The 25,422-nt window shown below is 66.6% G+C and carries 23 protein-coding genes and 1 pseudogene; 14 read left to right on the top strand and 10 right to left on the bottom strand.

Features of this window, described 5'->3' with window-relative positions; translation table 11 throughout:
- Positions 1–131: 131 nt before the first annotated feature.
- The gene (locus ADE01S_RS20520; protein WP_062683600.1) at positions 132–1,040 is read right to left on the bottom strand and encodes a cell division protein FtsX; all 909 of its coding nucleotides are present in this window, start codon (positions 1,038–1,040) and stop codon (positions 132–134) included.
- On the bottom strand, positions 1,037–1,768 hold the full coding sequence (locus tag ADE01S_RS20515; protein ID WP_062683599.1) for a cell division ATP-binding protein FtsE: 732 nt from the start codon (positions 1,766–1,768) through the stop codon (positions 1,037–1,039). The genes ADE01S_RS20520 and ADE01S_RS20515 overlap by 4 nt, the downstream gene beginning before the upstream one ends.
- Before the next feature lie 289 nt (positions 1,769–2,057).
- Between ADE01S_RS20515 and ADE01S_RS20510 the strand changes: the two genes are divergently transcribed.
- From ADE01S_RS20510 to ADE01S_RS20495, 4 genes are all read left to right on the top strand, one after another.
- Complete coding sequence (locus ADE01S_RS20510) at positions 2,058–3,074, top strand: amino acid ABC transporter substrate-binding protein (RefSeq protein WP_062683598.1); 1,017 nt, start codon at positions 2,058–2,060, stop codon at positions 3,072–3,074.
- 163 nt (positions 3,075–3,237) lie between these two features.
- Entirely contained in the window at positions 3,238–4,428 is a 1,191-nt protein-coding gene (locus tag ADE01S_RS20505) for an amino acid ABC transporter permease (protein WP_062683597.1), read from the top strand.
- A gap of 1 nt (position 4,429) precedes the next feature.
- Positions 4,430–5,530, top strand: coding sequence for an amino acid ABC transporter permease (locus ADE01S_RS20500; protein ID WP_062683596.1), 1,101 nt, complete (start codon positions 4,430–4,432; stop codon positions 5,528–5,530).
- A gap of 61 nt (positions 5,531–5,591) precedes the next feature.
- The gene (locus ADE01S_RS20495) at positions 5,592–6,332 is read left to right on the top strand and encodes an amino acid ABC transporter ATP-binding protein (protein ID WP_062683595.1); all 741 of its coding nucleotides are present in this window, start codon (positions 5,592–5,594) and stop codon (positions 6,330–6,332) included.
- Positions 6,333–6,422: 90 nt separating this feature from the next.
- Here the strand turns inward: ADE01S_RS20495 and ADE01S_RS20490 are convergent, their stop codons facing one another.
- Genes ADE01S_RS20490 through ADE01S_RS20465 form a run of 6 tightly spaced genes read right to left on the bottom strand, consistent with a single transcriptional unit; the run spans position 6,423 to position 11,190 of the window.
- A complete protein-coding gene (locus ADE01S_RS20490; protein ID WP_062683594.1) occupies positions 6,423–7,580 on the bottom strand; it encodes an acetyl-CoA acetyltransferase in 1,158 nt (385 codons plus the stop codon).
- Positions 7,577–7,945, bottom strand: a complete 369-nt coding sequence (locus ADE01S_RS20485) for a Zn-ribbon domain-containing OB-fold protein (protein WP_242663464.1) — start codon at positions 7,943–7,945, stop codon at positions 7,577–7,579. Before ADE01S_RS20485 ends, ADE01S_RS20490 begins: the two co-directional genes overlap by 4 nt.
- A 12-nt stretch (positions 7,946–7,957) precedes the next feature.
- On the bottom strand, positions 7,958–9,220 hold the full coding sequence (locus tag ADE01S_RS20480) for a CaiB/BaiF CoA transferase family protein (RefSeq protein WP_062683592.1): 1,263 nt from the start codon (positions 9,218–9,220) through the stop codon (positions 7,958–7,960).
- A gap of 8 nt (positions 9,221–9,228) precedes the next feature.
- Positions 9,229–10,215 (bottom strand): Bug family tripartite tricarboxylate transporter substrate binding protein, encoded by a 987-nt coding sequence (locus ADE01S_RS20475; RefSeq protein ID WP_082775861.1) that lies wholly within the window; start codon positions 10,213–10,215, stop codon positions 9,229–9,231.
- A gap of 55 nt (positions 10,216–10,270) precedes the next feature.
- Entirely contained in the window at positions 10,271–10,705 is a 435-nt protein-coding gene (locus tag ADE01S_RS20470; protein ID WP_062683591.1) for a MaoC family dehydratase, read from the bottom strand.
- An 11-nt stretch (positions 10,706–10,716) separates the two neighbouring features.
- Positions 10,717–11,190 (bottom strand): MaoC family dehydratase, encoded by a 474-nt coding sequence (locus ADE01S_RS20465; protein ID WP_013397126.1) that lies wholly within the window; start codon positions 11,188–11,190, stop codon positions 10,717–10,719.
- A 162-nt stretch (positions 11,191–11,352) separates the two neighbouring features.
- Between ADE01S_RS20465 and ADE01S_RS20460 the strand changes: the two genes are divergently transcribed.
- From ADE01S_RS20460 to ADE01S_RS20435, 6 genes are all read left to right on the top strand, one after another.
- Positions 11,353–12,126, top strand: a complete 774-nt coding sequence (locus ADE01S_RS20460; RefSeq protein WP_062683590.1) for an IclR family transcriptional regulator domain-containing protein — start codon at positions 11,353–11,355, stop codon at positions 12,124–12,126.
- Positions 12,127–12,359: 233 nt separating this feature from the next.
- On the top strand, positions 12,360–13,976 hold the full coding sequence (locus ADE01S_RS20455; protein ID WP_062683589.1) for an acyl-CoA carboxylase subunit beta: 1,617 nt from the start codon (positions 12,360–12,362) through the stop codon (positions 13,974–13,976).
- Positions 13,977–13,988: 12 nt separating this feature from the next.
- Complete coding sequence (locus ADE01S_RS20450) at positions 13,989–15,158, top strand: acyl-CoA dehydrogenase family protein (RefSeq protein ID WP_062683588.1); 1,170 nt, start codon at positions 13,989–13,991, stop codon at positions 15,156–15,158.
- A 19-nt stretch (positions 15,159–15,177) separates the two neighbouring features.
- Complete coding sequence (locus ADE01S_RS20445; protein ID WP_062683665.1) at positions 15,178–17,139, top strand: acetyl/propionyl/methylcrotonyl-CoA carboxylase subunit alpha; 1,962 nt, start codon at positions 15,178–15,180, stop codon at positions 17,137–17,139.
- The gene (locus ADE01S_RS20440) at positions 17,136–18,947 is read left to right on the top strand and encodes an acyclic terpene utilization AtuA family protein (protein ID WP_062683587.1); all 1,812 of its coding nucleotides are present in this window, start codon (positions 17,136–17,138) and stop codon (positions 18,945–18,947) included. Before ADE01S_RS20445 ends, ADE01S_RS20440 begins: the two co-directional genes overlap by 4 nt.
- Before the next feature lie 30 nt (positions 18,948–18,977).
- Positions 18,978–19,952, top strand: coding sequence for a Bug family tripartite tricarboxylate transporter substrate binding protein (locus ADE01S_RS20435; RefSeq protein ID WP_062683586.1), 975 nt, complete (start codon positions 18,978–18,980; stop codon positions 19,950–19,952).
- Positions 19,953–19,958: 6 nt separating this feature from the next.
- On the opposite strand, the gene ADE01S_RS20430 is transcribed toward ADE01S_RS20435, so the two are convergent.
- Positions 19,959–20,807 (bottom strand): LysR family transcriptional regulator, encoded by an 849-nt coding sequence (locus tag ADE01S_RS20430; protein WP_172600276.1) that lies wholly within the window; start codon positions 20,805–20,807, stop codon positions 19,959–19,961.
- A 95-nt stretch (positions 20,808–20,902) separates the two neighbouring features.
- Between ADE01S_RS20430 and ADE01S_RS20425 the strand changes: the two genes are divergently transcribed.
- The 4 genes from ADE01S_RS20425 (at position 20,903) to ADE01S_RS20410 (ending at position 24,695) form a co-directional block, all read left to right on the top strand.
- Positions 20,903–22,126, top strand: coding sequence for a CaiB/BaiF CoA transferase family protein (locus ADE01S_RS20425; RefSeq protein ID WP_062683585.1), 1,224 nt, complete (start codon positions 20,903–20,905; stop codon positions 22,124–22,126).
- A 13-nt stretch (positions 22,127–22,139) separates the two neighbouring features.
- Positions 22,140–22,994 carry an enoyl-CoA hydratase/isomerase family protein gene (locus ADE01S_RS20420; RefSeq protein WP_062683584.1) on the top strand — a complete coding sequence of 285 codons (855 nt, stop codon included), beginning with the start codon at positions 22,140–22,142 and terminating at the stop codon, positions 22,992–22,994.
- 213 nt (positions 22,995–23,207) lie between these two features.
- On the top strand, positions 23,208–24,224 hold the full coding sequence (locus tag ADE01S_RS20415) for a Bug family tripartite tricarboxylate transporter substrate binding protein (protein ID WP_062683583.1): 1,017 nt from the start codon (positions 23,208–23,210) through the stop codon (positions 24,222–24,224).
- A 111-nt stretch (positions 24,225–24,335) separates the two neighbouring features.
- Positions 24,336–24,695, top strand: a complete 360-nt coding sequence (locus tag ADE01S_RS20410; RefSeq protein WP_062683582.1) for a glyoxalase superfamily protein — start codon at positions 24,336–24,338, stop codon at positions 24,693–24,695.
- A gap of 505 nt (positions 24,696–25,200) precedes the next feature.
- Here ADE01S_RS20410 and ADE01S_RS31830 read toward each other — a convergent pair.
- Positions 25,201–25,422, bottom strand: a pseudogene (locus ADE01S_RS31830) (hypothetical protein); the annotation flags it as partial.

Below are 25,422 nucleotides of genomic sequence, written 5' to 3'. Positions count from 1 at the left end.
CCCGCGACGGCCCGGCAGACCCATGGGGGCGCGCGCCGGCGAGGATGCATCCAGGCATCCTACACAGGCTGGCGGGAACCGTTCCCCGGATCACGGGGAGGAAGGGGCGCTATACGGAACCTTTGGCGCCGTCAGAAGCGCGTGCTGCGGGTGACCGACCACCGGGCGGACAGAGCCCCCAAGGCGGCCGCGGCCACCACGGCGCCGATCAGCACCGCCGGGCCGGGCAGGTGCAGGGCGAATTCGGCCCCGTAACTGCGGGCCAGACCGACCAGGGCGTCGTTCAGCGGCGACAGCGCGATCGCGGCGACGCCGATGGACAGCAACGCCGCCACGGCGCCCGACAGCGCGCCCAGGTACAGGAAGGGGCGGCGCACGAAGGATTCGGTGGCGCCGACGAGCCGGGCCACGCCGATTTCCTCGCGCTGCGAGAGCGCCTGCATGCGCACCGTGTTGAAGACCGTTGCCAGCACCACCACCGCGACGCAGGCGGCCAGGAAGCCCAGGCCGATGCGGGCGAAGCGCAGGATGGCTTCCAGCCGCTGGACCCAGGCGCTGTCGAGCTGCACGAGATCCACGTGGTTCCATTGCTTCCAGGCGGCCGCGAGCTTGTCGGCCCGCCCGGCGAGGTCTTCGCCGTCGGCCAGCGTGACCACCACCGCGTCCGGCAGCGGGTTGCCCGGCAGCACGGCCAGCGCCTGCTGCCAGGCCGGGTTGGCGCGCAGGTCGGCCAGCGCATCCTCGCGCCCGACCACGCGCACCGCGCGGATATCCTGCGCGTACTCGCCCTGGATGCGCTTGGCCACGTCGGCGGCGGCGCCCGCGGGCGCGTCCACGCGCATGAACACGGTGACTTCCGGGGTGACGGACATTTCGCGCGCCACGGGCTGCACCGAGACCAGGATGGCGCTGCCCAGCAGCGGCAGGGCCAGGGCCAGCGCCATGACCAGCAGATTGGCCAGCGACGAGAACGGCTGCTTGACCAGCCGGCGCAGGGTGACCATCAACGCATAGCGGTGTTGCCGCAGCCAGGCGTTCATGCCGGTTCTCCCGCCGGACCGTGGCCGGACGCCCCGCGGGCGGCGCCGGTTTCAGGCGGCTGGGCGCCGCCGTGGGAGTCGGCGAACTTGCCCGGGTCGATGCGCAGGGTGCGGGTCGCGTAGCCCGCCATGAGCTCCTGGTCGTGCGAGGCGATCAGCGTGGTGACGCCGACGCGGTTGAAATCGCGGAAAACGTTCATGATGCGCTGCGCGTTGTCGTGGTCGAGGTTGGCGGTGGGCTCGTCCGCGATCAGGATCGCCGGCCGGTTCACGATGGCCCGCGCGATCGCCAGGCGCTGCTGCTCGCCGCCCGACAGCTCGATGGGATTCAGGTCTTCCTTGCCCGACAGGCCCACCTTGTCCAGCGCGGCGCGGGCGCGGGCGGCGGCAGAGTTCCAGGCGTGGCCGGTGACCGCCAGCGGCAGCATCACGTTTTCGAACGCGCTGCGGTCGAACAGCAGGTGCGTGTCCTGGAGGATGACGCCCACGGCGCGCCGCAGGTAGGGCCGGGCGCGCGCGGGCAGCTTGTCCAGCCGCTGGCCGTTGACCTGGATGGAGCCCCGGCTGGCGGGTTCCAGCCCGCCGATCAGCTTGAGCAGGGTGGACTTGCCGGCGCCGGACGGCCCCGACACGAAAACGAACTCTCCCGCGCTCACGCGGAAGTTGATGTCGGCCAGGATATTGCGGCCGCGACCATATGATTTGAATACGTGCTGGAATTCGATCATGGCGGCTGTCAGATGAAGCCGCAATAGTAACTCGGGGACACTAAGGTGGCCTAAGCCGACAGGGGGAGGGGGCGCGAAATTTCTTCCGCCGCCGCCTCGCGCGAGGCGGCCCGCGGCGGAAAAGACGTCCCTCTTTTCGCGGGAAAACAGCGTTTCATTTCACCCAGTGTCCCTATATTTCAAGGGAATTCCCGGATGCGCCGCCTGGGGCGCGGACGCTACCATCCGCCCCATGCGTAGGCCCAACCCGGCCCCGCGCGCATTCGCCTTATCCCACACGGAGAACACGATGAAAGTACTGAAACTCGCTGCGGTCGGCGCTGCCTTGTTTGCTGCTTCGGCGGCAGCCAACGCGGGCGCGACCTTCGACAACGTCAAGAAAAAAGGGTTTGTCCAGTGCGGGGTTTCGACGGGCATTCCGGGGTTCTCCATCGCCGACAGCAAGGGTGAATACAAGGGCATCGACGTGGACCTGTGCCGCGCCATCGCCTCGACCATGTTCGGCGATGCCACCAAGGTCAAGTTCACCCCCCTGAACACGCAGCAGCGCTTCACCGCGCTGCAGTCCGGCGAAGTCGACGTCCTGACCCGCAACACCACCGTCACGCTGACGCGCGACACCACGCTGGGCCTGATCGGCGTGGGGGTCAACTACTACGACAGCCAGGGCGTCATGGTCTCCAAGGACCTGAACGTCAAGAGCGCCAAGGAACTCAACGGCGCCACGATCTGCGTGCAGCCCGGCACCACGACCGAGCTGAACCTGGCCGACTGGTTCCGCGGCCAGAAGATCGAATTCAAGCCTGTCGTGATCGACAAGTACGACGAAATCATCCGCGCCTTCTCGGCCGGCCGTTGCGATGCCTTCACGACCGACAAGTCGCAGCTGGCCTCGACCCGCACCACGCTTGAGAACCCGGACAAGTTCGTCATCCTGCCGGAAGACTTCTCCAAGGAGCCGCTGGGCCCCATGGTCCGCCAGGGCGACGAGCAATGGTTCAACATCGTTCGCTGGTCGCTCAACGCCATGCTGGAAGCCGAGGAATACGGCATCACCAAGGCCAACGTCGATGAAATGACCAAGAGCACCAATCCCAACATCCAGCGCATCCTGGGCGTGACCCCGGGCATGGGCAAGAACCTGGGCGTGGACGACAAGTGGGCCTACAACATCATCAAGAACGTGGGCAACTACGGTGAAAGCTTCGAAAGCACGCTGGGCAAGAACAGCGCCATGAAGCTGGAACGTGGTTTGAACGCCTCTTACAAGCAAGGGGGCTTGATGTACGGCTGGCCGGTGCGCTAAAGCGCGGCTGCCTGGTAAAACGGAGCCTAGAGCTCCGTTTTGCCTAGGGCCTGTTGACACCAGACGGAGCGTCGCACGGGCCCTAGCCCGCCTTGAGCGGGCGGCAGGAGTGGGTGGCGGGGCTGGCGCCCTGCCGCCGGATGTTCGACTTCTGTAGATTCATATGACGACTCCCGATAAAAACGCCCCGCTTTCGGCACCTCCGCGGCGCCTGAACTGGAACGACCCCGGCGTACGGTCCGTGGTCTACCAGGTGCTTGCGCTGAGCGCGGTTGCCTGGGCCGTGTGGTTCCTGGTTTCCAATACCCTGCACAACCTGTCCGTGCGCAACATCGCCACGGGCTTCGGCTTTCTTCACCGAGAGGCCGGGTTCGCGATCGGCGAAACCCCCATTTCCTATTCCCCGGCGGACACCTACGGCCGCGCCATCCTGGTCGGCTTGCTCAACACGCTGCGCGTGGCCGTCATCGGCATCGTGCTGGCGACGATACTCGGCACGCTGATCGGCATCGGCCGCCTGTCCAAGAACTGGCTGGTGGCGAAGGTCACCTCGTTCTACGTCGAGGTGATGCGCAACGTGCCGCTGCTGCTGCAGCTCTTCTTCTGGTACGCGCTCATCACCGAGAACATGCCGGGTCCGCGCCAGGCGCACAATCCGCTGCCCGGCGTCTTCATTTCCAACCGCGGCCTGAAGGTGCCGGCGCTGGAAGGGAACTCGCTGGACTGGATGCTCGGCGGCCTGGCCGTGGCCATCATCGCCATCATCTTCCTGGGCCACTGGGGCAAGAAGCGCCAGGAGGCCACGGGCCGGGTGTTCCCGCTGGGCCGCGCGGCCATCGGCCTGCTCATCGGCCTGCCCATCGTCGGCTGGCTGGTCAGCGGCGCGTCGCTGACGCTGGACATGCCGCAGCTCAAGGGCTTCAACTTCTCGGGCGGCCTGACGCTGTCGCCGGAATTCGCCGCGTTGCTGGCCGGCCTGGTGATCTATACCTCGGCGTTCATCGCCGAAGTGGTCCGCTCGGGCATCCAGGCGGTGAACAACGGCCAATGGGAAGCCGCGGGCTCGCTGGGGCTGCGCCGCAAGCAGGTGCTGCGCCTGGTGGTGCTGCCGCAGGCCTTGCGCGTGATCATCCCCCCGATGACCAGCCAATACCTGAACCTGACCAAGAACAGCTCGCTGGCCGTGGCCATCGGCTATCCGGACATCGTGTCGGTGGTCAACACGACACTGAACCAGACTGGCCAGGCCATCGAGGGCATCCTGATCATCATGGGCGCGTATCTCACGGTCAGCCTGTCGATCTCGATCTTCATGAACTGGTACAACAAGCGCATCGCGCTGGTGGAGCGTTGATATGAGCAGCACTACGCATACCCCCACCGAAGCCATGCCGCCGCCCAGCTCCCACGTGGGCCCGTGGGCCTGGCTCAAATCGCGCCTGTTCTCGTCGCCGCTGAACATCCTGATCACGGTGCTGCTGGCGTGGTTCCTGCTCATGGCGGTGCCGGCGCTGGTGGAGTGGGCCTTCATCAAGGCCGACTTCAACGCGACCAACGCCCAGGAATGCCGCGCCTCCGGCGGCGCCTGCTGGGCCTTCATCATCGAGAAGCACCGCCTGATCCTGTTCGGCACCTATCCGTTCGACGAGCAGTGGCGCCCCTTGATCGCGACCATCATCCTGGTCGCGGTGATCGTGTGCAGCGGCATCCGCCGCTTCTGGAACTGGAAGCTGGCCATCATCTGGACCGTGGGCCTCACGGCCGTGGCCGTCCTGATGTGGGGCGGCGTGCTCGGCCTGTCCTACGTGGAGAACGCGCGCTGGGGCGGTCTGCCGCTCACGCTCATCCTGTCCACGTTCGGCATCGCCTTCGCGTTCCCCATCGGCGTGCTGCTGGCCCTGGGCCGGCGCTCGAAGATGCCCGCCATCAAGGCGCTGTGCGTCGTGTACATCGAGCTGATCCGCGGCGTGCCGCTGATCAGCCTGCTGTTCATGTCGTCGGTGATGCTGCCGCTGTTCCTGCCGGAAGGCTTCTCCATCGATAAGCTGCTGCGCGCGCAGATCGCGATCATCATGTTCGCGGCGGCGTATATCGCCGAAACGGTGCGCGGCGGTTTGCAGGCGATCCCCAAGGGCCAGTACGAGGGCGCGGATTCGCTGGGCCTGAATTACTGGCAGCAGATGCGCAAGATCATCCTGCCCCAGGCGCTGAAGATCGTCATTCCGCCGCTGGTCAGCATTTTCATCGCGCTGTTCAAGGACACCTCGCTGGTGGTGATCATCGGCATCTTCGACTTGACGCTGGCGGCCAAGGCGGCCTTGTCCGACGCGGCATGGCGCGGATTCGGGGTGGAGGCGTACCTGTTCATTTCGCTCATCTACTTCGTCTTCTGCTTCTCCATGTCCAAATACAGCCAGGCGCTGGAAAAACGCCTGGCCACGGGACACGCACGCTAGAACCTTGCAGCGCGCCCGCCCCGGGGCGGGCGCGCACCGCGATACTTACGGGAGTACAGGCATGTCTGATGCCATCATTCGAATGCAGGACGTGAACAAGTGGTACGGCCAGTTCCACGTGCTGCGCAACATCAACCTGGACGTCGCGCCGGGTGAACGCATCGTGGTGTGCGGACCGTCGGGTTCGGGCAAGTCCACCATGATCCGCTGCATCAACCGCCTGGAAGAGCACCAGAAGGGCCACATCATCGTGGACGGCACGGAGCTCACCAACGACCTGAAGCACATCGAGACCATCCGCAAGGACGTCGGCATGGTGTTCCAGCACTTCAATCTGTTTCCGCACCTGACGGTGCTGGAGAACCTGACGCTGGGCCCCATGTGGGTGCTGAAGAAGCCGCGCGCCGAGGCCGAAGCCACCGCCATGAAGTACCTGGAGCGCGTGCGCATCCCGGAGCAGGCCACGAAGTTTCCCGGCCAGCTGTCGGGCGGCCAGCAGCAGCGCGTGGCGATCGCCCGGTCCCTGTGCATGAATCCCAAGATCATGCTGTTCGATGAGCCCACCTCGGCGCTGGACCCGGAAATGGTCAAGGAAGTGCTGGACGTGATGGTGAGCCTGGCCCAGGAAAGCGGCATGACCATGATCTGCGTGACCCACGAGATGGGCTTCGCGCGCAAGGTCGCCAACCGCGTGATCTTCATGGACCGGGGCGAAATCATCGAGCAGAACAGCCCGGACGAGTTCTTCGACAACCCGCAGAACGAGCGGACCAAGTTGTTCCTGAGCCAGATCCTGCACTGATTCCGGCCTCGAATTGCCCGGAACCCTCCGCAAGGGTTCCAGGCAGGAATCCCCGCGCGGCGCCACGCCGCGTGGGGATTTTTTTCGGCCCTACAGTGCGGCGGCGCCGCCGAGGATGACGGTGCTCTGGCTGGACAGCGTGCCGCCGTTGCCGTGGGCGAGCGCGGTGTGGCAGTCGGCGATTTGCCGCTCTCCGCATTCGCCGCGCAGCTGGCGGGTGGCTTCGATCAGCGCGAAGATGCCGTACATGCCGGGGTGGCAATACGACAGGCCGCCGCCGCTGGTGTTGACGGGCAGCTCGCCGCCGGGCGCGATGCGGCCGTTTTCGACATAGCGGCCGCCTTCGCCCTTGGGGCAGAAGCCCAGGTCTTCGAGAAAGAGCAAGGGCGTGATCGTGAAGGCGTCGTAGAGCTGCAGGACGTCGATGTCGCGCGCCGCCAGACCGGCCATGCGATAGGCCTGGGCGCCGGACGCCACGGTTGCCGTGGTCGTCAGGTCGGGCATGGCGGAGATGGAGTAGTGCCCGAGCGCCTCGCCCACGCCCAGCGCGTAGACGGGCGGGCGGCGCAGGTCGCGGGCGCGCTCGGCGCGGGTCAGCACGAGCGCTCCGCCGCCGTCCGTGACCAGGCAGCAGTCGCGCAGGGTGAGCGGCTCGCTGATCATGGGCGAGGCCAGGACGTCTTCGACCGTGAGCGGCTTTTTCTCCCAGGCGGCCGGGTTGAGCAGCGCCCATTGGCGGGCGGCGACGGCGATGTCGGCGAGTTGCCGGCGGGTCGTGCCGTACTGGTGCATGTGGCGCGAGGCGGCCAGCGCGTAGGAACTGGCGGTGTACATGGGCCGATAGGGGGCCTCATGCGGGTTGGGGTCGGGCGCGGCGACGTTGGCCCGCCCCATGCTGCGCTGGGTGCTGCCGTAGGCGATCACGGCGACTTGGCACAGGCCGGCCTCGATCGCGGCCTGGGCGCGCGCAACCATGGTCATGAACGAGGCGCCGCCCATGTTCGTGGCGTCGTGGTAGCGCGGCTGGATGCCGAGGTATTCGGCCAGCGCCAGCGTGGGCATGCGGCTTTGCGAGGTGGTGGCGAACAGCCCGTCGACCTCGTCCAGGCTCAGGCCGCAGTCGTCCAGCGCGCGCGCCGTGGCCTGCGCCATGAGGTCGAGGGGGCCGAGGCCGGGCATGACTTTGCCCAGGTCGGATTCGGCGGCGCCGACGATGGCGACGCTGCCGCGTTGCAGGGCGGGGGTCATGCTGGCTCCTCGATATCGAAGACGGGATAGGGCGGGCCGCCGTCGGGCGGCGTATGCGCGCGCATGCGCACGCGCATGCCGATGGCGGGCCGGCCTTCGACCCGGCTCATGAGGCGAAAGCCTTCGTCCAGGTCGATCAGGACGACGTTGTAGGTGTCCTGGTCGCGAGGATGCACGACCGTCACGGCGTGCACGGTGCCCAGGCCCGCGCTCAGCCGCCATTCGAGCGCCGGGTTGCCGGAGCCCGGCCCGAGCACGCGCGGGGGAAAGACCGCGCTTTCGGCGCGCGCGTCGTACTGATAGGCCAGGTGCCCGGCCGACAGGTGGCGATGGTAGATCGCCAGCGGGGATTCCGGTTGCGTCATGGGAGCGTCCATTCAAACGATGCGCTGTTCGCGCAGTCCGGCGATTTGCTCGGCGCTGTAGCCCAGGAGCGCGCCGAGCACGCTGTCCGTGCTGTCGCCCAGCCGCGGCGGCGGCAGGTCGTAGCGCGGCGGCGTGTCGCTCAGCCGCAGCGGGCTGGCGATGGTGGACACCTGGCCGTCGATGTCGGCGTGGCCGGGCCGGGGAATGTCCACGCGCAGGCCGCGGTGCAGCACCTGGGGGTCCTGGAACACTTGCGCGTAGTCGTTGATGCGTCCGCAGGGGACGCCGTTCGCTTCCAGCCGTTCGATCCAGTCGGCGGCGGGCCGCGCCAGCATGCTGCGCGCCAGCTCGGGCACCAGGGTGTCGCGGCCCTGGATGCGTCCCGTGACCTTGGTCCAGCGCGCATCGGCGCCGAGGTCCGGGCGCTCGATGGCCGCGCAATAGCGTTGCCATTGGTCGTCGTTGCCCACGGCCACGACGATCTCGCCGTCGGCCACCGCGAAGACCTGGTAGGGCACCAGGCTGGCATGGGCGTTGCCGTAGCGCTTGGGCAGCTTGCCATTGGCGAAGTAGCCCGTCACCTGGTTGCCACCCAGGGCCACGATGCAGTCGAGCAGCGCCATGTCGATGTACTGGCCCAGGCCGGAGACATCGCGATGATTCAATGCGGCGAGGATGGCAATGGTGGCGTACATCCCGGTGATGACGTCGGCGATCGCGATGCCGGCTTTCTGCGGCCCGCCGCCGGGCAGGTCGTCGCGTTCGCCGGTGATGCTCATGAGGCCGCCGATGGCCTGGAAGACGAAGTCGTAGCCGGGCTTGCTGGCGCTGGGGCCCTCCTGTCCGTAGCCGGTGATGGAGCAATACACCAGGCGCGGGTTGATGGCGCGCAGGCTGGCGTAGTCCAGGCCATAGCGCTTGAGGTCGCCGATCTTGTAGTTCTCGATGACCACATCGCTTTGCGCCGCCAGTTCCCGCACGATGCGCTGGCCCTCGGGCCTGGAGATGTCGAGGGTCAGCGACTTCTTGCCGCGGTTCGCGGCGGCATAGTAGGAAGAGTCGCGCGTATCCTGGCCCGCGCCGTCCCGGATCCAGGGCGGCCCCCAGGCGCGTGTGTCGTCGCCCGTGCCGGGGCGTTCGATCTTGATCACGTCCGCGCCCAGGTCGGCCAGGTTTTGCGTGCACCAGGGGCCTGCCAGGATTCGCGAGAGATCCAGCACGCGGATGTGGGAGAGCGCGCCGCGTGCCGGCGTGTTGCTGGGTGTTGCCGTCATGCCTGCTCCTACTGGATGGTGATCTGGGCGTCGTTGATGACCTTGGCCCACTTGTCCATTTCCGCGTTGACGAAGCTCGCGTACTCGGGCTGCGTCATCGTTCCCGGCAGGGCGCCTTGCTGCGCGAACTGCTCCTGGATGGATGGAGAACGCAACGCGGCCAGGACGTCGCCGGACAGCTTGGCGAGCAGCTTGGGATCCATGTTGCCGGGCGCGTACAGCCCGAACCAGGCCGTGGCCTCGAAACCCTTCACGCCCGCTTCGTCCATCGTCGGCACGTCGGGCAGGGCGGCGGAGCGGGTCAGCGAGGTGACGGCCAAGGCGCGCAACTTGCGGGCCTTGATGTGCTGAAGCACGCCCGGAACGGAGTCGAACATGATCGGGATCTGGCCGCCCAGCAAGTCGTTCAGGGCGGGCGCTGCGCCCTTGTAGGGAATGTGGACCATGGATACGCCGGTCATGGACTTGAACAACTCGCCGGACAGATGGTTGGCGCCGCCGGTGCCCGCCGAACCGAAGTTCACCTTGCCGGGATTGGCCTTCGCATAGGCGATCAGGTCGGCGACGCTGTTTATGCGGTTGCGCGTGGCGAAGTCGGGGTTCACGACGAGCACGTTGGGCACCGCGGCCACCTGCGCGATCGCGGTGAAGTCCTTCTTGCTGTCGTAGCGCAGGTTCTTGTACAGCGCCGGGTTGATCACGTGGTGCGTGGCGGTCACCATCAGCGTGTAGCCGTCGGCCGGCGTGCGGGCCAGCTGTTCGGAGAAGATCGTGCCGCTCGCACCGGGCTTGTTTTCGATCACCACGGGCTGTTTCCATTCCGTGCCCAGCGCGTTGCCCAGCATGCGGGCCAGGATGTCGGTGGTGCCGCCAGGCGGGAAGGGCACGACCAGGCGGACAGGGCGATCGGGGAAGGCCTGGGCGCGCGCGCCCAGGGGTAACAGGCAAAGCGCTCCCAGGCACAGGGAGGCTGCGGTGTGCAACCAGCGATTCATTGTTGTCTCCTCGGTTGTTCTGGACCGGTATCCGCATGGCGGATACCGGAGGGCCTTAGCGGGGGAATTCCACCATCGCTTCGCCTGCCGCCACGGTCTCGCCGCGCTGGTTGAGCACTTGCACGTCCAGCGTCGCCCAATGGCTTTTCTCGGTCTTGCGCGTGGCCGTGATCACCGCCAGCGGGGTGATCGTGTCGCCCGGCTTGACGGGCGACTTCCAGCGCGTTTCCAGGCGGCGTTGCACGCCGCCGCGCTCATAGAGCCAGTCGGTCAGCATGCGCGTGATCACGCCGAAGTTGTTCATGCCGTGCATGATGATGCCGCCGAAGTTGGTGCGGCCGAAGTCGCCCTGCATGTAGTTGTCGTCCAGGTGCAGGGGGTTGTAGTCCAGCGAGGCTTCGCAGAAGGCGCGGATGGATTCGCGGGTGGGCGAGAAGGGCGCGCCTTCGATTTTCTGGCCGATCGCGAGCGAGTCGAATACTTGGGTCATCTTGATGCTCCTTACACGGGCCGGATAGTCCAGCCGCGGCCGGAGCAGATCACTTCGTTGTTCTGGTTGAAGAAGACGTTGTCGTGCACGACGAACAGGCGATCCTTGCGGATGAACTTGTCCAGCGCGCGGGCTTCCAGCCGGATGACGTCGCCCGGACGGGCGGGGATGTTGTAGCTCCAGGATTGGCCGGCATTGACCGTGCCGGGGCTGCGCATCCAGTCGTCCGTGGGCGTGCAGGCGAACATCAGGAGGATGTGGATGGCCGGCGGCGCGATCAGGCCCTTGTAGGGCGACTTCAGCGCATAGGCTTCGTCGAAGTACAGGGGATGCATGTCGTCGACGACGCGGCAGTACTTCTGAATGGCTTCCAGCGTGAGGGTGTAGGGAATGGTTTTGCGAGGCTCGCCGGGGACGATGTCGTCCCAGATCTTGCGCGTGGCGGCGTCTTTCCAGAAATCTGTCTCGAATGTGGTTTGAGTCATGGCCTTTCCAGGGCGGGTTGTGGGGAAGGCGCATTGCCGGGCCCGGACTTGCGCGTTGCGATCAGTCTGCTTATAATGACCGCTAAGCGGACATAAACATCCGCTATACGGTCATTCTGAGAGTTGGTTGCGGACGTGTCAAGCACGTATGCAGGAGCACCTATGGCAACGCCTGACAGCGAATCTTTCGTCCGCACCTTCGCGCGCGGACTCAAAATCATCGAAACCATGGGCCAGGGAGAGGCGCGCCAGACGTTGGCCGACGTGGCGTCGGCGGTCGAATTGCCGCGCACGGCGGTGCGCCGTTTCCTGATGACGCTGGTCGAACTGTCTTTCGTGAAAAGCGACGGCAAGCACTACTGGCTCACGCCCAAGGTGCTGCGCCTGGGCCTGTCCTACCTGTACACGCTGCCCTTTTGGCGGCACTCGCAGCTGGCGCTTGAGGAACTGGGCGCGCGCATCGGCCAGTCTTGCGCCGTCTCGGTGCTGGACGAGGAAGAAATCGTCTACGTGCAGCGCCTGCATACCAAGCGCATCCTGCCCATGAGCCCGTCGCTGGGCAGCCGCCTGCCGGCACACGCGGTATCGATGGGCAGGGTCTTGCTGTCGGGCCTGGAAGACGAGGCGCTGGAAGCCTATCTGCAAGCGGCCCGGTTAAAAAAAATGACGGCCGCCACGGTGGTGGACAAGGACAGGTTGCGCGAGGCGATTCTGCTGGCGCGAGAGCAGGGCTATGCCTGGGTGGACAGCGAATTGGACGATTCCATCGCCGGCCTGGCGGTGCCGGTGCGCGATCAAGACGGCACCATCGTGGCGGCCGTCAACGTCAGCCTCACGGCCGGCACCTACGAGGAAGAGGCCGCGGTGGCGGAGTTTCTCCAGCCATTGCGGCAAACGGCATCGCAATTGCGCGCGACGATGGTGGGCTTGCGCTAGGGCCGCTGCGCTCGTCGCGCCCTGCCCGCCAGTCATCCGGACTTCCAGCAACCCGCCGCAAGGCGGTTTTTTTTGCCTGGCGGGGCGCGAGGGCGAAGCCAGCAACACTTAAGCAATCCTTAACTATCGGCGGACGAGTTCTTGATTGTGCGGGGCGTCCGCGTAGCCCATCATAGGTTCACGCTGCCGGTCCCCCGCAGCCTCCCGGAACTCGACATAAGGTGCCTGCAACCATGGCCGATCTGGAATCCCGTCTCGACAGGCAATCCCCTGCCTACCAGCGCAACCGCGAACAGATGCTGGCGCTGCTGTCGGAACTGTCGCAGCTGGAGCAGCGGGCGGTGGACCGCTCGGCCCAGGCCGCGCCCGCGTTCCGCAAGCGCGGCAAGCTGCTTCCGCGGGAGCGCCTGGAGGCTCTGATCGATGCGGGCAGCCCATTCCTGGAACTGATGAAGCTGGCGGGCTATTGCGGCATCGAGAACCCGGACCCCGCCACCAGCGTGCCGGGCGCGGCCATCATCGCGGGCGTCGGACAGGTATGCGGCGTGCAATGCATGATCGTCATCAACGACGCCGGCATCAGCGCGGGCGCCATGCAGGCCATGACGGCGCAGAAGGTCATGCGCTGCCAGGAGATCGCGCTGGCCAACCGGCTGCCTTTCATCCAGCTGGTCGAAAGCGCCGGAGGGAATCTGAAGAAATACCGCGCCGAACGCTTCGTCCACGGCGGCGGCATGTTCTACAACCTGGCCAGGTTGTCGGCGGCGGGCATCCCGGTGATATCCCTGGTGCACGGCTCGTCCACGGCCGGCGGGGCCTATCTGCCCGGCTTGTCCGACTATGTCGTCATGGTGCGCAACCAGGCGCATGCCTTCCTTGCGGGCCCGGCGCTATTGCAGGCCGCCACCGGAGAGATCGCCACGGAAGAGGAGCTGGGCGGGGCGGAGATGCACGCGTCGGTGTCGGGCCTGGCCGATTACGTGGCCGAAAACGACCGCGAGGCCATCCTCCAGGTGCGCGACATCGTGAGCGCCTTCGGATGGGCGGGAAAGGAAGACGCCGTCGCCGGCGCGCCACCTCGGCACGACCTCCAGGACCTGCTGGGCATCATGCCCGCGGACTACCGAGTGCCGGTGGACATGCGCGAAGTGATTGCGCGACTGATCGACGGGTCCGACTTCCATGAATTCAAGCCCGATTACGGGCCGGCCACGGTTTGCGGCTATGGGGCCATCCTGGGCATCCCGATCGGGCTGCTGACCAACAACGGTCCGCTCGACACGGCCGGATCCACCAAGGCCGCGCAGTTCATACAGCTGTGTTCCCAGCTGGGCAGGCCCATCGTTTTCCTGCAGAACATCACGGGGTTCGTGGTGGGGCGCGCCCATGAGGAGGCGGGCATGATCAAGCATGGCGCCAAGCTCATCCAGGCCTTGTCCAATGCCGGCGTGCCGCGCCTGACCGTGCTTTGCGGCGCCTCGTTCGGCGCGGGCAACTACGGCATGTGCGGACGCGCCTTCAAGCCGGATTTCCTGTTTTCCTGGCCGAATGCGAGGACCGCCGTGATGGGCGGCGAGCAGGCCGCCATGACCATGCGGCGCGTAGCCGAGAACAGCGCCAAGCGCGCCGGCACGACGCCGGACGCCGCCGCGCTGGAAGCGGAAAGCCAGGAAATCATCCGGACATTCGACCTTCAGTCTTCCGCCGTGCACACCAGCAGCCTGCTGCTGGACGACGGCGTGATCGATCCGCGCGCTACCCGGGAAGTGCTGGGAGTGGCGTTGGCCGCGTGCACGCGGTCGGCAAAGCGCGACGTTCATCCCATCCAGTTCGGCGTCGCAAGATTCTAACGAGGAGATTCCATGTTTACCCACGAGCACATCGCGTTGCAGGACGGCGTACGCCAGTTGATCGAGAAAGAGATCAATCCCTATCTGGACCAATGGGAGGACGCGGAGATATTTCCCGCCCACGACGTCTTCAAGAAACTCGGCAAGGCGGGATACCTGGGAGTGAACAAGCCGGTCGAGTTCGGCGGGATGGGCCTGGATTATTCGTACGAAATCGCGTTCTGCGAGGCCATCGGTTCAGTGCGCGCCGGCGGTGTCGGCATGGCGATAGCAGTGCAGACGGACATGGCCACGCCGGCGCTGGCGCGCTTTGGCAACGACTCCGTGCGCGAACAGTTCCTGCGGCCCTCGATCGCCGGAGACTACGTGGCCTGCCTGGGCGTATCCGAAACCGGCGCGGGCTCCGACGTCGCCTCGCTGAAGACGACCGCCCGCAAGGATGGCGACGACTATGTGATCAGCGGTTCGAAGATGTGGATCACGAACGCCACGCAGGCTGACTGGATGTGCCTGCTCGCCAACACCAGCGATGGCAAGCCGCATCGGAACAAATCGCTGATCTGCGTGCCCCTCAAGCAGGATAACGGCCAACCCGTGCCCGGCGTGACGATGAGCAGGATCAAGAAGGTGGGCATGTGGTCCTCCGACACCGCGCAAGTGTTTTTCGACGAGGTCCGCGTGCCGCAGCGCTACCGCATCGGCGAAGAGGGCATGGGCTTTACCTACCAGATGCGCCAGTTCCAGGAGGAGCGCCTGAGTGGCGCCACCCGGCGCGTGACGGCGCTGAGCGATGTAATCAACGACACGATCGACTACACGCGTCAGCGCCAGGTTTTCGGCAAGCCGCTGCTGGACAACCAGGCCGTGCATTTCCGGCTGGCGGAACTGAAGACGGAGGTCGAGATGCTGCGGTCTCTGGTCTACCGCGCGGCAGGCGTGCACATGGAAGGTGGCGATATGACCGAGTTGGCGTCCATGGCCAAGCTCAAGGCCGGACGCCTGTGTCGCGAGGTCACCGACTCGTGCCTGCAGTACTGGGGCGGCATGGGCTTTACCTTGGAAAACGCGGTGTCGCGCGCATGGCGCGACCTGCGCCTGATTTCCATCGGCGGCGGCGCGGACGAAGTCATGCTCACGATCATTTGCAAGCACATGGGCATCCTGCCTGCGCGCGCGGCCTGATTCGGCAAGGACGGACATGATGAGATTCGATACCTTGCTCGTCGCCAACCGGGGGGAAATCGCACTGCGGGTGATCCGGGCGGCGCGCGGCCTGGGCCTGCGCACCGTCGCGGTGTACTCGGACGCGGATGCGGAGTCCCGCCATGTGCGGGAGGCGGACCTCGCAGTGCACATCGGCGCCGCGCCGGCCCAGGCCAGTTATCGCAACGTGGAGGCGATCCTCCGAGCCTGCGCCCGGAGCGGCGCGCAAGCCGTGCATCCGGGCTACGGTTTTCTGTCCGAAAACGCCGAGTTCGCCCGCGCGGTGGCGGACGCAGGCCTGACGTTCGTGGGGCCGTCCGCCGAGGTCATCGCCCTGATGGGCAACAAAGCGCGCGCCAAGGAAGCGCTGCAACGCGCCGATGTGCCCACGGTGTCCGGCGCGCAAGGCATCACCGACGATAGGGAACTGTCGGCGCGGGCGCGCGCCATCGGCTACCCGGTGCTGCTGAAGGCGGCCGCCGGCGGCGGAGGACGCGGCATGCGGCTGGCGCATGACGATGAGGCGCTGGCGCAGGCGCTGCCGCTGGCCCGTTCCGAAGCGCTGGGAGCATTCGGGTCGGACGAGCTGATCCTGGAGAAGGCGATCCTGGCGGCTCGCCATGTCGAGATCCAGGTGCTGTGCGACGAACATGGCAATGTGCTGCACCTGGGAGAACGGGACTGCTCGCTGCAACGGCGCTACCAGAAGTTGGTGGAAGAGAGCCCGTCGCCCGCCGTGGGGCCGGAGCTGCGCGAGCGAATGGGCGCCGTCGCGAGGCGGGCCTGCCAGGCCATCGGTTATGTGGGGGTGGGCACGCTGGAATTCTTGGTGGATGAGGCCGGCGATTTCTATTTCATGGAGATGAACACGCGGCTGCAGGTCGAGCACGGCGTGACCGAATTGCTCACCGGCCTCGATCTGGTGCAGTGGCAGCTGAGGGTCGCCCAGGGCGAGCCGCTGGCCCTGCGGCAGGAGGACGTGCAGCGCCACGGCCACGCGATGGAACTTCGCATCTGCGCGGAAGACCCCGTCGCCGGCTTCGTGCCGCAGGTCGGCTCGGTGCTCCGATGGGTGGAGCCTGCCGGGCTGCGCGTCGATACCGCGCTCGAAGACGGCCTGGAGATCACCCCGCACTATGACTCGATGCTGGCCAAATACCTGGCGTGGGGCGAAACGCGGGAGGAGTGCATCCGCAAGCTGACGAGAGCCTGCGAAGGCGGAAGCCTGCTGGGCGTCCGGACCAACCTGCATTTCCTCGCCCGGGCGATCAACCATCCGGACTTTATCGAGGGCGGGGTAACGACGAATTTCCTGGCCGGCCAGGACATGGCGTCCGATCACTGGCGGGCGGAGCCTTCGGAGCATGCCGTGGCCGCGGCGGCGCTGGCGCTGGCCGGCTGGCCCGTGGCCGGCGGCGGCGGCCTTGCCGCGGCCGGCGAGGTGGCGCTGGACGATGCTTCCGATGGGAAGCCGAGGCTTCTGCGCATTTCGCGGGAGGCGGACGGCGGCGTGCTGGTGCGAGCCTGGGAAGGCCACATTGCGGAAGGGGACGGCATGCAGATCCGGGTCCATGCGATGCATCGCCGCGACGGCGACATGGTGCTGGTCGTGGACGGACTGCGGCGCAGCCTGCGCGTGGCGATGGCAGGGGCGGGCGACGCGTGGGTGCAGGACGGAGCCTGCGTCTGGCGCTTCTTGCGGGCCACGCGCTTTGCCGGACGCGAGGACCTGCAGGCCGGGCAGGCCCGCTTGTTGCGGGCGCCGATGAGCGGAAGGGTGATCAGCGTCGACGTCCAGGACGGCGACAGCGTGACGGCGCAGCAGACCGTGCTGGTGCTGGAGTCCATGAAGATGGAAATGTCCATCGTCGCGGGCGGGACGGGCATCGTGGCGAAGCTGGCCGTTGCCGCGGGAGATCAGGTCAGCACGGGGCAGGCACTGATGGAGGTGCAGCAATGAACGCGAACCATATCGAGAGCCGGGCTGGCCGGCCAAAAGGGGCCGTGCACATCGGATGCGCCTCGGGGTTTTGGGGAGATTCCCAGATCGCGATTCCGCAACTGCTCACGGCCGAGAAGCTGGACTACATCGTCTTCGACTATCTGGCCGAGACGACCATGTCCATCTTGCAGCGGGCCCGCATGCGCAACCCCGATCTCGGTTATGCGACCGATTTCGTCAGCGTGCTGCGTCCGCACCTGAAGACGCTGCTGGAACGCGGCGTGAGGTTGGTATCGAATGCCGGTGGATTGAATCCCCGGGGGTGCCGGGACGCCATTCTTACCTTTGCCCGGGAACAAGGCCTGGCGCCGCGCATCGCCGTCGTCACTGGCGACGACGTGTCCGAACTGCAGGCCGAGTTCACCGATGCGCAGGGGCGCCTCCTGTCCGATCTGGACGGATTCGGCCCCTTGCTGTCGGCCAACGCCTACCTGGGCGCGTATCCCATCGTCCAGGCGCTGGCGCAAGACGCGGACATCGTGATCACGGGGCGCGCGGTGGATAGTGCGTGCGCGCTGGCTGTGGCAATACACGAGTTCGACTGGTCGTTTTCAGATTACGACAAGTTGGCTCAGGCCAGCCTGGCCGGGCATTTGATCGAATGCGGTCCCCAGGCGACGGGCGGCTTGTTCACCGATTGGGAGACCGTGCCGGATTGGGCCAACATTGGCTATCCGATCGTGGCGCTGGATCCGGATGGCGGGTTTGACCTGACCAAGCCGCCCGGCACCGGCGGCCTGGTGAGCCGGGCCACGGTGGCTGAACAGCTGCTGTATGAAATCGGTGATCCCGCGGCGTACGAACTCCCCGATGTGGTTTGCGACCTGCGGCAGGTTTCCATCCGCGAGACGGGGCCGGACAGGGTGCGCGTGGAAGGCGCGCGCGGACGCGCGCCTTCCACGCGGTACAAGATTACCGCGACCGGTCACGCCGGCTATCAGATCGGCATCATGATGGCGATCCGCGGCCAGCGGGCGCGCGCGAAAGCCCTGCGCACGGCGGAGGAGCTGCTGCGGCGCACGCGCAGGCTGCTCGCGCTGAACGGCCTGCCCGACTACGCGTCCACGGTCGTGGAGCTGCTGGGGGCGGAAGCCATGTATGGCGGCAACGCGCGCGAGAACGACAGCCGCGAGGTGATCCTGCGCATCGCCGCCTCTCATTCCGAGCGCAAGGGGCTGGAGTTCCTGCAGAAGGAGTCCGCTTCGGCCGGGACGTCGATGGGGCCGGGCACGCGCAGCCACTTCGGCGGCCGTTCCGATATCCAGGCCATCATCAAGACCGGATCTTTCTACATCGCCAAGCAGTGCGTGCCAGTCTGGCTCGACTGTGGGGACCTCCACGCCGAGGTGGCGGTTCCGGAAAACGGCGAGGACGACACGTACGTTTCCGCTGGCGTCGAGCAAACCCGTGCGCCGGCGGAGGCCGTGGATGGCGCGCTGCGGGTGCCGCTCGCAAAGCTGGCCTACGCCCGCAGCGGCGATAAGGGCGACGATTCGAACATCGGCGTGATCGCGCGTTCCGAAGCGTACTGGCCCGTATTGCTTCGCGAGCTGACTGCCGAGCGGGTGCGCGAGTACTTCAGCCACCTGGTGCAGGGCGAGGTGTCGCGTTTCGAGCTTCCGGGGACGGGAGCGGTCAATTTCGTGCTGCGGCGCGCGTTGGGTGGTGGCGGTTCGTCCAGCCTGCGCTCGGATCCCTTGGGCAAGTCGTACGCCCAGATGCTGTTGGACCTGGAAATTCCTTGTCCCGGCGAAATCCTGCGATAGCGGGAGCGAGAGGATGGGAGGAGACTAAAAATGGAACAGACCCGCAGGGCATTCATTCAACTGGCCGGGGCCGGCGCATTGCTGGCGGTTTGCGGCGGCGCCCGCGCGCAGGCGCTGGACAAGACGGTCCATGTGACCGTGGCATACGGCGCGGGCGGCGCGACCGACACCATCATCCGCTACGTCGCGGACAAGATTCGGGACAAGGTGGGCAGCCCGATCATCATCGAGAACCGGCCCGGAGCCGACGGCAACATCGCCGCCGAGTACGTATTGCGGCAATCCGGCGACGGCTACAACCTGCTGGTGTCGGGGCCGTCCACGCACGCGGCCAATGCCAGCATCTACAAGTCGCTGGCCTACGATCCTGAGCGCGATTTCACGCCGTTGACGACGCTGGCGACCGCGCCGTACTTCCTGGTCGTCAACCCGCAGCGCGTGAAGGCGGAAACGCTGCAGGCGTTCATCGCCGACGCGCGGGCCTCCAAGGGCAGCCTCAGCTTTGCCAGCGCCAACGTAGGCGGCCGTATCGCCGGCGAGCGTTTTCGCGCGATCGCCGGCATCAACGCGGTGAACATTCCGTACCGCGCCAGTACCCAGGCCATGACGGATCTGCTGGGCGGTCAGTACGACTTCTATTTTTGCGACGCCGTTACCGCGACGCCCCAGATGCGCGCCGGCAAGATCCGTGCCCTGGCGGTATCCACCGCGGCCCGGGTGCCCGCCTTTCCGGACGTGCCGACCGTGGCGGAACTCGGCTATCCGGGCTTCGACGTCTCGTCGTGGATTGCGATCTGGGCAGCGGCCTCGACGCCACCCGCGGTTTCGCAGCGCCTGGCCGCATGGATCAACGGCGCGCTCGACAATCCGGAGGGCCGCCGCTTCCTGACCGATCGAGCTTTGCTGCCGCAGCCCGGATCGCCCGAAGACCTGCGGGCGATCCAGCGGCGCGATACGGCGGAATGGGGCAAGGTGATCGTGGCCGCCGGTATGCAGCAGCGCTAGACGCGCTCAGGAAGGGACGAAGAGTTCGCTGAGCTTGCGGGCGCCGTCGGGAGTGTCGCCCGCGCGCATGTAGAGGTGGTAGCTGGCAGACGGCAGGGCGGGCAGGCCGATTTCTTCCCCCACGACTTTGAGGCCGGGGGTAAGCATCTCGATAGTGCGCGGGGTGATGCCCAGTCCGGCCCGCAAGGCGGCGCGCACGCCGGCCAGCGTGGGCGTTTGGAAGGCATTTCGCCAGGGGCGGTTGTCCTGCTCCAGGCGATTCAGCGCCATGCGGCGAAAGACGCAGGGCGAGTCCACCAGCACCAGGGGCAATGGGAGGTTTTGCTGATGATGGAAATGCGTGCCCGAAATCCAGACCACGGGCGAGGTCCGAAACGTGATGCGGGGGAACTCGTCGAATTGTTCGAGTTCGAGCAGCAGGTCGATGTCGCCTCGGCGCAGCGCCGATGCCAGCCAGCGGCTGCGGTTGACCTGAATCTCGATGCGCATGCCGGGATAGGTGCGCGCGCACAGCGCCAGGTAGTCGGGCAGGATCGTGTCCACGGCGTCGGCGCACACGCCGATACGGGTCGGAGCGGCGAAGACGCTCTGGTTCATCGCGCGGCAGGTTTCGTCGTTCAGCGCGAGCATGCGCCGCGCATATTCGCGCAGGCGGACGCCCTGTTCGGTGAGGCGCTTGTGCCGCCCCACGCGCACCAGCAGTTTGCAGTCCAGCATGCGTTCGAGCCGTTGCATCTGCTGCGAGACCGCGGCCTGGGTACGGAAGACCTGGTCGGCCGCGCCCGCGAAATTCTCGCGGTCGGCCACCGCCAGGAAGGTCCTGAGCAAACCTATGTCCAGATCGCGCACCGCCATGAGATTTCCTTATGTGCCAGCGTACGCAAACGATTATCCGGGGCCACAGGCGTCGGGCACAAGCCCAGCCTTTCCCCAAGTCCAGGGAGACAGCCGTGAGTTCCTTCATCGATCCGTATCCTCTGCATAAGGTGTATGAGGGCCTGCATGTGCTCGACTTGTCGCAAGGCATCGCGGGGCCCTATTGCGCGCAAATCCTGGGACAGATGGGCGCGCAGGTGACGAAGGTGGAACCCTTCCATGGCGATTGGGGGCGCAGCATGGGCGTGCCGCGCGGCGGATTCAGCGCTATCGCCCTGGCCTTCAACCGCGGCAAGCGCAGCCTGGCGCTGGATGCCCAGACCGGCGGCGGGCGGGAGGTCCTGCACCGGCTGGCGGCGCGAGCCGACGTGGTGGTGCAGAGCTTCCGCCCCGGCGTGGCCGACCGCCTGGGAGTGGGCTATGCCGCGTTGCGCGAAATCAATCCCCGGCTGGTGTATGCCTCGATTTCGGGGTTCGGCCTGTCGGGCCCTTATGTCGACCGTCCCGGCACCGATTCCGTCATGCAGGCGCTGACGGGGCTGACGACCGCCAATTGCGATGGCGCGGGCCTGCCCCAGCGAGTGAAGCCGTTCGTCGGCGACCTGTCTTGCGGTGTGTACACCGCCAATGCGATCGGAGGGGCGTTGTTCGCGCGCGAGCGGGGGCATTCGGGCACCCATATCGACGTCAGCCTGTTGGCCACCATGGCGGCGTTGCAGAACAGCTCATTGATCGACCACGTCTTGCGCCGGGGGGAGCCGGCCACCAGCGTCACGTACCCGCAGGGGATCTTCAGCACGGCGGACGGCTATGTGCTGGTGTTCGCCATGAACAATGCGATGTTCGCGGCGATCTGCCGGGTCATCGGCCGGAACGACTGGCTGACGGATCCCCGTATGGATACGCCGCAGCACCGCATACAGGTGGGCGATGAGATCAACCAGGGCGTGGCGCAGGCACTGCGTTCGCGCCCGACCGCGTACTGGACGAATTGCTTCCGCGAGAACGACATCCTGTACGGCGAAGTGAAGGACTACGACCAATTCCAGGAGGATGAGCAGGTGCGGCATCTGGGTCTGGTGCAGACGCTCAGCCAGCCAGGCCTGGGCGAGGTGCCGTTCGTGGGCTTGCCGGGCGTGCAGGCCGCGGCAGGCGCCGTCGGCGAGCGCGTGCCCGCGGTGGGCGAGGATACGCAGGCGGTGCTCCATGAGCTGGACTACTCGCCGGCCGACATCGCCGCGCTGGCGCGGGAAGGGATTATTCAACTGGCGGCCGCCCCGGCCGCCGCGGCGTACTGAGGGAGCGGAAACCATGAACCTGGCGCAATCTAACGAGGCGGCGGATGCGCCGCTGCTGACTCGGCGGGACGGCGCGGTCTTCCACGTGATCCTGAACCGGCCAGAGACGCGTAATCCGTTGGGCGTGGAGATGGTCGAGCATCTGGAAGACGCGCTCTTTCGCGCCGAGTCCGACGCCGCCGTGAGAGTGGTGGCCGTCAGCGCGGCCGGGCCCGCATTCAGCGCGGGCGGCAACCTGGGCAACATCGCAGACCGGATCGCCGCGCAGCCCGACGCCGACGGCCAGGATCCGGTCGCCATGGGCAACCGGCGCTACGGACGGTTCCTTGAGCGTTTCGCCGGCAGTTCCAAGATCACCGTGGTGCTCGCCCAGGGGGCCGCCATGGGGGGCGGCGCAGGCCTGGTGTGCGCCGCCGACCTGGCAGTCGGCGCGCGCGGCTCGCGTTTCGGTTTTCCCGAGGTATCGATCGGGCTGGTGCCGGCGCAGATCCTGCCCTTCGTCGCCGCCCGCATCGGCCTGCAGGCGGCCAGGCGCATGATGCTGACCGGTGAGCGCATCGACGCCGACGCGGCGCGCGCCATCGGCCTGCTGGACTATGTGTTCGATGCCGGGCAGGACTGGGAGGAGGGAGTCGCCGGCATGTTGCGGCGCTGCGTGGACGCCGCGCCGCGCGCTGCCGGACACACCAAGAGCATGCTGCGGGGCCTGTTCGGCCAGCAGCGCTGGCACGAGGAAGAACTTGGGGCCTATCTGGATTCGGCATCGCGCGCCTTCGCCCGCCAACTGCGCACCGAGGCGATCGAGGGCGTTGCTGCAGCCAAGGCCAGGAGGCGGCCGGATTGGGACGTCGCCGCTTCCGGCTCCTGAACGCCGCGGGCGTATTCTCCCGCGTAGCGCCGAGGTAGCCGGATGTCCGCCGCTGGCGGCGTACCCCGGATCCGCAGTCTCTCGGGGGCGGGAGGGCGTCGGAGCCCCAGATACCGGAGCAGCGGAGGACTTTGCCGGTTTCTCTTTGTTACGCCCTTGCCGCCGCTGCGGTATGCTACTGACCGCTATTGATACGGAGCGAGGAGAACCCCCATGAAGCCGACCCCCCGCAGCGCCGTGCGCCGCGCCCTGCTGCAAGGCGCCGTGGCGCTGGCCGCCACCCTGCCTTTCGGCGCGCCTGCCCTGGCGCAAGCCACCGATTTCCCGACCAAGCCCCTGCGCTTCGTTGTGCCTTACCCGCCCGGCGGCCCGCTGGACACCATGGCCCGCATGCTGGCCGAGAAGGTGCGCGGCTCCCTGGGCCAGCCCGTCATCGTGGAAAACCGCTCGGGCGCGGGCGGCAACATCGGGGCCGACCTGGTGGCCAAGGCGCCGGCCGACGGCTACACGCTGGTGATGGGCGCGGTCGCGACGCACGCGATCAACCCCTGGCTGTTCGCCAACCTGCCTTACGACCCGGTGAAGGATTTCGCGCCGGTCACGATCGTGGCCTCGGTGCCCAACGTGCTGGTGATGAACGTCGAGTTCGCCCAGAAGAACAAGATCGAAAAGCTGGCCGATCTGATCGACTACGCCAAGAAGAACCCGGGCAAGCTGAACTACGGCTCGGGCGGCAACGGCAGCGCCGGCCACCTGTCGGGCGAGCTGCTGAAGGCGCGCGCCGACATCAAGGTCGAGCACATCCCCTACCAGGGCGCCGCCCCGGCCCAGCTCGCGCTGCTGTCGGGCCAGTCGGACTTCATGTTCGATAACCTCGCGGCCTCGGCTCCCCTGATCAAGGACGGCAAGGTGAAGGCGCTGGCCGTCACCACCGCCAAGCGTTCCTCGCTGCTGGCCGACGTGCCGACGGTCGAGGAATCGGGCATCAAGGGTTTCGACCTGGGCACCTGGTTCGGCGTGTTCACCACGGGCGGCACGCCCGCGCCGGTGGTCGCCAAGCTGAACCAGGCCTACTCGGAAGCCATGCAGCAGCCTGACGTGAAGCAGCGCCTGCTGACGATGGGTTCGGAAGCGGCGCCGATGACGCCCGAGGCGTTCGCCGAATTCGTCAAGAGCGAGAAGGCGAAGTACCAGGAGATCGTGAAGATCTCCGGCGCCAGCCTGAACTAAGCCGCAGGGCTCCAGAGGGCGGCCGCCATGAGGCGGGCCGCCTTTTTTTCGGCTCCCCATCCCGCGTTCGATGGTCTATGCTGGCGCGATCCCCCCCGCCGCGAGACCGTCATGCAATTCTCCGCCGCCATTCCCGTCCTGCGCATCTTCTCGGTGGAGAAGGCGCGCGAGTTCTATCTGGATTTCCTCGGCTTCGAGTGGGACTGGGAGCATCGGCATGAAGAGGGCATGCCGCTGTACGCGCAAGTGCATCGCGGCGATCTGGTGCTGCACCTGACGGAGCACCATGGCGACGCGACGCCCGGCTCCGCCGTGTTCGTGCCGATGCGCGGCGTGGACGACTTCCATGCCGAGGTGAGCGCGAGGCGCTACGCCTACCTGCGCCCCGGCGTGGAGGACCTGCCCTGGGGCCGGGTGATGGCGGTCATCGATCCTTTCGGCAACCGCCTGAGCTTCTGCCAAGCGGCGTAGGATGGGTGGAGCGCGAGATCCTCTCCACGAGGACTTCGCTCTTCAGCGCGCGGAACCCATGCGGCCATGGGTAGATTGTTTTCTTCAGTGGCCGAAAAACACGCTGCCCACGGCCGCATGGGTTTCGCGCGTTCAGCAGCTGCGTTCTTGCTTAAGAATTCTCGCGCTGCACCCATCCTACGGTTGCCCGGCGGGCGGTGGTGATCGCCTTGCCTGGCCCTGCTGCGCGGCACAGTGGAAACCATGCGTAGGATGGGTGGAGCGCGAGATCCTCTCCACGAGGACTCCGCTCTTCAGCGCGCGGAACCCATGCGGCCATGGGTAGATTGTTTTCTTCAGTGGCCGAAAAACACGCTGCCCACGGCCGCATGGGTTTCGCGCGTTCAGCAGCTGCGTTCTTGCTTAAGAATTCTCGCGCTGCACCCATCCTACGGTTGCCCGGCGGGCGGTGGTGATCGCCTTGCCTGGCCCTGCTGCGCGGCACAGTGAAAACCATGCGTAGATTCTATGGTTTCACGCAAGCCTGGTTGGCGAGGAAGAGTTCTCGCTCGAAGGGTTTGCGTGATTTCCATACGCCGAAGGCGATGCGCAAGAGCTTTCTGGCAATGATGTTCAAGGCTTGGGTGGTTGCCCAGCCTTTGGCGAGCAATGCCTGATACATGGGTTTGAAGGTGATTGATCTGGCGGCGGCAGTGGCGGCGTTGTAGGCGAGGCTGCGCAGGATGGC

The sequence above is a fragment of the Achromobacter denitrificans NBRC 15125 genome (assembly GCF_001571365.1).
In the GTDB taxonomy this organism is placed as follows: domain Bacteria; phylum Pseudomonadota; class Gammaproteobacteria; order Burkholderiales; family Burkholderiaceae_B; genus Achromobacter; species Achromobacter denitrificans.
This window is presented reverse-complemented; position numbering and strand designations above follow the sequence as displayed.

What these genes read in the sequence shown, in the direction of transcription:
- ADE01S_RS20520 (WP_062683600.1), bottom strand. Translation starts at nt 1,040, where the DNA reads ATGAACGCCTGGCTGCGGCAACACCGCTATGCGTTGATGGTCACCCTG.
- ADE01S_RS20445 (WP_062683665.1), top strand. Translation starts at nt 15,178, where the DNA reads ATGAGATTCGATACCTTGCTCGTCGCCAACCGGGGGGAAATCGCACTG.
- ADE01S_RS20440 (WP_062683587.1), top strand. Translation starts at nt 17,136, where the DNA reads ATGAACGCGAACCATATCGAGAGCCGGGCTGGCCGGCCAAAAGGGGCC.
- ADE01S_RS20450 (WP_062683588.1), top strand. Translation starts at nt 13,989, where the DNA reads ATGTTTACCCACGAGCACATCGCGTTGCAGGACGGCGTACGCCAGTTG.
- ADE01S_RS20460 (WP_062683590.1), top strand. Translation starts at nt 11,353, where the DNA reads ATGGCAACGCCTGACAGCGAATCTTTCGTCCGCACCTTCGCGCGCGGA.
- ADE01S_RS20480 (WP_062683592.1), bottom strand. Translation starts at nt 9,220, where the DNA reads ATGACGGCAACACCCAGCAACACGCCGGCACGCGGCGCGCTCTCCCAC.
- ADE01S_RS20435 (WP_062683586.1), top strand. Translation starts at nt 18,978, where the DNA reads ATGGAACAGACCCGCAGGGCATTCATTCAACTGGCCGGGGCCGGCGCA.
- ADE01S_RS20495 (WP_062683595.1), top strand. Translation starts at nt 5,592, where the DNA reads ATGTCTGATGCCATCATTCGAATGCAGGACGTGAACAAGTGGTACGGC.
- ADE01S_RS20465 (WP_013397126.1), bottom strand. Translation starts at nt 11,190, where the DNA reads ATGACTCAAACCACATTCGAGACAGATTTCTGGAAAGACGCCGCCACG.
- ADE01S_RS20490 (WP_062683594.1), bottom strand. Translation starts at nt 7,580, where the DNA reads ATGACCCCCGCCCTGCAACGCGGCAGCGTCGCCATCGTCGGCGCCGCC.
- ADE01S_RS20500 (WP_062683596.1), top strand. Translation starts at nt 4,430, where the DNA reads ATGAGCAGCACTACGCATACCCCCACCGAAGCCATGCCGCCGCCCAGC.
- ADE01S_RS20470 (WP_062683591.1), bottom strand. Translation starts at nt 10,705, where the DNA reads ATGACCCAAGTATTCGACTCGCTCGCGATCGGCCAGAAAATCGAAGGC.
- ADE01S_RS20430 (WP_172600276.1), bottom strand. Translation starts at nt 20,807, where the DNA reads ATGGCGGTGCGCGATCTGGACATAGGTTTGCTCAGGACCTTCCTGGCG.
- ADE01S_RS20485 (WP_242663464.1), bottom strand. Translation starts at nt 7,945, where the DNA reads ATGACGCAACCGGAATCCCCGCTGGCGATCTACCATCGCCACCTGTCG.
- ADE01S_RS20475 (WP_082775861.1), bottom strand. Translation starts at nt 10,215, where the DNA reads ATGAATCGCTGGTTGCACACCGCAGCCTCCCTGTGCCTGGGAGCGCTT.
- ADE01S_RS20455 (WP_062683589.1), top strand. Translation starts at nt 12,360, where the DNA reads ATGGCCGATCTGGAATCCCGTCTCGACAGGCAATCCCCTGCCTACCAG.
- ADE01S_RS20410 (WP_062683582.1), top strand. Translation starts at nt 24,336, where the DNA reads ATGCAATTCTCCGCCGCCATTCCCGTCCTGCGCATCTTCTCGGTGGAG.
- ADE01S_RS20515 (WP_062683599.1), bottom strand. Translation starts at nt 1,768, where the DNA reads ATGATCGAATTCCAGCACGTATTCAAATCATATGGTCGCGGCCGCAAT.
- ADE01S_RS20420 (WP_062683584.1), top strand. Translation starts at nt 22,140, where the DNA reads ATGAACCTGGCGCAATCTAACGAGGCGGCGGATGCGCCGCTGCTGACT.
- ADE01S_RS20510 (WP_062683598.1), top strand. Translation starts at nt 2,058, where the DNA reads ATGAAAGTACTGAAACTCGCTGCGGTCGGCGCTGCCTTGTTTGCTGCT.
- ADE01S_RS20415 (WP_062683583.1), top strand. Translation starts at nt 23,208, where the DNA reads ATGAAGCCGACCCCCCGCAGCGCCGTGCGCCGCGCCCTGCTGCAAGGC.
- ADE01S_RS20505 (WP_062683597.1), top strand. Translation starts at nt 3,238, where the DNA reads ATGACGACTCCCGATAAAAACGCCCCGCTTTCGGCACCTCCGCGGCGC.